Source organism: Microcystis sp. M165S2 (assembly GCF_020245885.1).
Lineage (GTDB): Bacteria > Cyanobacteriota > Cyanobacteriia > Cyanobacteriales > Microcystaceae > Microcystis.
This window is the reverse complement of record NZ_JADBTZ010000098.1, coordinates 1-3,360: the sequence shown is the minus strand read 5'-3', so window position 1 is coordinate 3,360 and position 3,360 is coordinate 1. Positions and strand designations below refer to the sequence as shown.

3 protein-coding genes and 1 pseudogene are annotated in these 3,360 nt (G+C 43.4%); 2 read left to right on the top strand and 2 right to left on the bottom strand.

Translation table 11 applies throughout. The features are described 5' to 3' along the window. Positions 1-224: 224 nt before the first annotated feature. Positions 225-1,449 (top strand): annotated as a pseudogene (locus IM479_RS05260) (RNA-guided endonuclease InsQ/TnpB family protein). 56 nt (positions 1,450-1,505) lie between these two features. On the opposite strand, the gene IM479_RS05255 reads toward IM479_RS05260, so the two are convergent. Beyond that, complete coding sequence (locus tag IM479_RS05255; RefSeq protein WP_287685266.1) at positions 1,506-2,315, bottom strand: squalene/phytoene synthase family protein; 810 nt, start codon at positions 2,313-2,315, stop codon at positions 1,506-1,508. 268 nt (positions 2,316-2,583) lie between these two features. Then, complete coding sequence (locus tag IM479_RS05250; RefSeq protein WP_287685265.1) at positions 2,584-2,808, bottom strand: hypothetical protein; 225 nt, start codon at positions 2,806-2,808, stop codon at positions 2,584-2,586. Positions 2,809-3,111: 303 nt separating this feature from the next. On the opposite strand from IM479_RS05250, the gene IM479_RS05245 reads away from it, so the two are divergent. Further along, the coding region (locus tag IM479_RS05245) for a helix-turn-helix domain-containing protein (RefSeq protein WP_287699285.1) at positions 3,112-3,360 on the top strand (249 nt) is incomplete at its 3' end.

Below are 3,360 nucleotides of genomic sequence, written 5' to 3'. Positions count from 1 at the left end.
TCACCGTTGAAATCAAGTAATGTGCTGTCCCATTTTGTGACGTTGAAACAAAAATTTCTTTAAGTCGGGCTAAGATTTCATTGTTAATAGCAATGACCGGTATTTGATGACGAATACGACGTGAGCGGTAAGTCTATAAACGGAGCGAAATCCATGATTGTAATCAGTTGACATATTAGGCGGTAAGTGTTATAATCTAATTGTACATCACGAAACTAACGACAGTGATAACGCTTACCTACCAGTACAAACTAAAGGTAAACAGACAACAGGAACGGGAGATCATCCACATTCTTGATGTTTGCAAAAGCGTTTACAATTACGCGCTCTCGGAACGGAAAGATTGGTTGAACTCTCGAAAGTGTCTTGCGGATCGCTGTTCGCTAGTTTCCGAGTACATAATTCCTGCGGATGAACCCTATCCTAATTACTTCGTTCAAGCCAAAAATCTAACGGAAGCTAAAAAAATCTATCCGATATTAAAGACGGTTAACGCTCAAGTTTTACAGCAAGTCTTAAAAACTTTAGATAAAGCGTTTGACCAGATGAAGTCGAAAGGCTTCGGCTTTCCTAGATTCAAGAAAAAGATGCGGAGTTTTGTTTTTCCTGCGCTGTCAAAAAACTTCTTAGGTGACGAATACTTAAATTTTCCACAATTGGGAAAAATTCGGATTAGGAAATCTAGGGAGTACCCGTCTGGGTTTGAGCCTAAACAAGCTCGAATTATCCGAAAAGCGTCGGGATTTTACGTTTCGGTTTCCTTCCAGTCCCAAGAATCCGTTCCCGATATAACGGCTGGGAAGACCTGTTTAGGAATTGACGCGGGGATTGAAAGTTTTGTGGCTACTTCACGGGGAGATTTAATCAAAGCCCCTCGATTTTTGTTGAAAGTACAGAGTAAGCTTAAATTGCTACAAAGACGCTTGCAACATCAAGTCAAAGGCTCGAACAATTGGTTGAAACTCCAAGAGAAGATAGCGAGATTACACGAAAAAGTGTCTAAAAAGTGTCTAATACTCGTAGAGATTGGCACTTTAAACTAGCTCATTACCTTTGTGATATTGCTGATAATATCTTCGTTGAAGATATTAACTTCGTTTCCTGGTCTAGAGGAATCGTTAGAAAACAATCTCTAGATTCGGGTATCGGTAGTTTTATTAACGAGATATTACCGTTTGTCGTTTGGAAACGGGGAAAATATTATCTTAAGGTCGATAAAAACGGAACTTCGCAAGAGTGTCCTAATTGTGGCGCGTTCACTGGTAAAAAGTCGTTATCGGAAAGAGTTCACCGATGCGATTCTTGCGGCCACATCGAACCAAGAGATACGGCATCAGCGAAGGTAATTGAGAACCGAGGAAAAAACGCGGTCGGGCTGACCGTGTTAGAAAACGCTCGCGGAGGCGATTTGACGGGGATCGTCCGGTGAAACCAGGTCGATCTAGTTAAAAGCCTAAGAACCGAGAATCCCCCGCTACACTGCGCGAGCGGTTAGCGGGGGAGAGTCAACGGGTAATTTGTTGTACCAAAGCGATGACATCGCTGCGGCTGAGTTTTTCCTTACCCAAAGCTAGGACTTCGAGAGTGCCATGGGCTAAAGCGAGGGGAATCTTACAAAAATCAAGTGCTGGTCCTTGCGGCAGCGATTGAGTGTAATAATCGGCTAATTTCAGATTACGACGGGCATAATTATGAATATCAATAATTGTCCAACCCTGGGGCAGAAAACTTACCCCCCGGCGCAGATCCTCGCCATGGTTGCGGGCAATATTAACCGCTTGTAAACCCCGACCAAAACCGATGGCATAACTGCGATTAGTTTGAGTGCCGTCGTACCAATTCCAGAGGTCAGACAGCAATAAACCCACGGCACCGGCCACACTAAAGGTATATTGATCTAATTCTATTTCTCTGCGAATATCCCAGTTATTCCCAGCCCAGTAGGCCATGCGATCGGCCATGGCCGCCGTGGCATCCCAAACCCGGGGGGCGATCGAATCTGGCGCTAACAGGGCCCATTCGCCAATTCTCAGGGTTACTTCCGGCAAAATCTCCCGATGGACTAAGCCAAAAGCAAAGTCCTCTTTGGTGGAATTTTCAGTACCTGCTTGTAAATTCAGGCTAATTTGTCTTAATATCTGGGATTTACTGAAGTTATCTAGGTCGGGATGGTCTTCTACTTCATCGATCGCCCGCATACAGAGATAAGCTGAGGCTACTGCCTCGAGCAGGCGATCTGGTAAACGACTTATAGGAATATAAAAAGTTCGACTCGTTTCTTGCAGAATCGTTAAAGCATTATCGCGCAAATTCATTCAGTCCTCTCCTCACGCCAACTTAGGTAACTACGAGTTAAACCAATCAGATAGATCGGTTTAGGTGATTCCGATGTTCCTAAGACAAAGTTGCTGTCCATTGTAGATGATTATTCAAAATTTCGAGATTATTCTCGAAAAAATCAACCTTTAGGGTCTTCTTGACAATTTTTCTTTCTGGGATAGCCGAAGGACAATTACGGCAATTTTTCGAGATTACAGGCTTAAAAAGCGGTTTTTGCCCGTTTTTAAGTAGCATTTCGCGGCTTCATGGCAAGGATTGAAAGGAGATCACTTGTAAAACCGGCCCGATCATGGCCAGAGTCATCACATCTGAGCGAATTTCACCCATAACTGTCACTTTTGCCTTTTTTTGGGTTAATTCGGCGGGAGGGTCTATTAATTCGTAGGTTTGACCGTTATCGGCAATTAATGCCCAAGTTCCCGTGCCTATTTCGATTCTTTTTACCTGACCGGTTACACTAATATTCATGCTTTAATTTCGCTCATCGAGGCGCTCGCAATTGCTGCCCCTGTCACAAGCATTCTATCGATATCTTTCCTCGGCATTGATTGCCAATTTTGCCCGACTTTAACCTCATAAATCAGTTTTTTTTATCTAAAAAGCGATTGCCACTTCCGCCACCACCGCTAAGAGGGAGGCCACAGCCGCTAAAATTATTATTTCTCGATCGGATTGTCTCATCGAAAATTTGGGTCTGAAACCCCGTCGTTCTAGGTTGGCTTTACTGTTAAATACTAGCGCATTTACACGATATATGCCAGAATGTGAGACATGGAAAAAGCCTATTCTTACCGATTTTACCCAACACCAGAACAAGAGTCGCTATTGCGGCGCACTTTGGGCTGTGTAAGATTGGTTTACAACAAAGCTCTCCACGAACGAACACAAGCATGGTACGAAAAGCAAGAAAGAGTAGGCTACGCTCAAACTTCTTCAATGCTAACCGATTGGAAAAAACAAGAAGAATTAGACTTTCTCAATGAAGTAAGCTGTGTACCTTTGCAACAAGGGTTAAGACAC

What these genes read in the sequence shown, in the direction of transcription:
- IM479_RS05255 (WP_287685266.1), bottom strand. Translation starts at nt 2,315, where the DNA reads ATGAATTTGCGCGATAATGCTTTAACGATTCTGCAAGAAACGAGTCGA.
- IM479_RS05250 (WP_287685265.1), bottom strand. Translation starts at nt 2,808, where the DNA reads ATGAATATTAGTGTAACCGGTCAGGTAAAAAGAATCGAAATAGGCACG.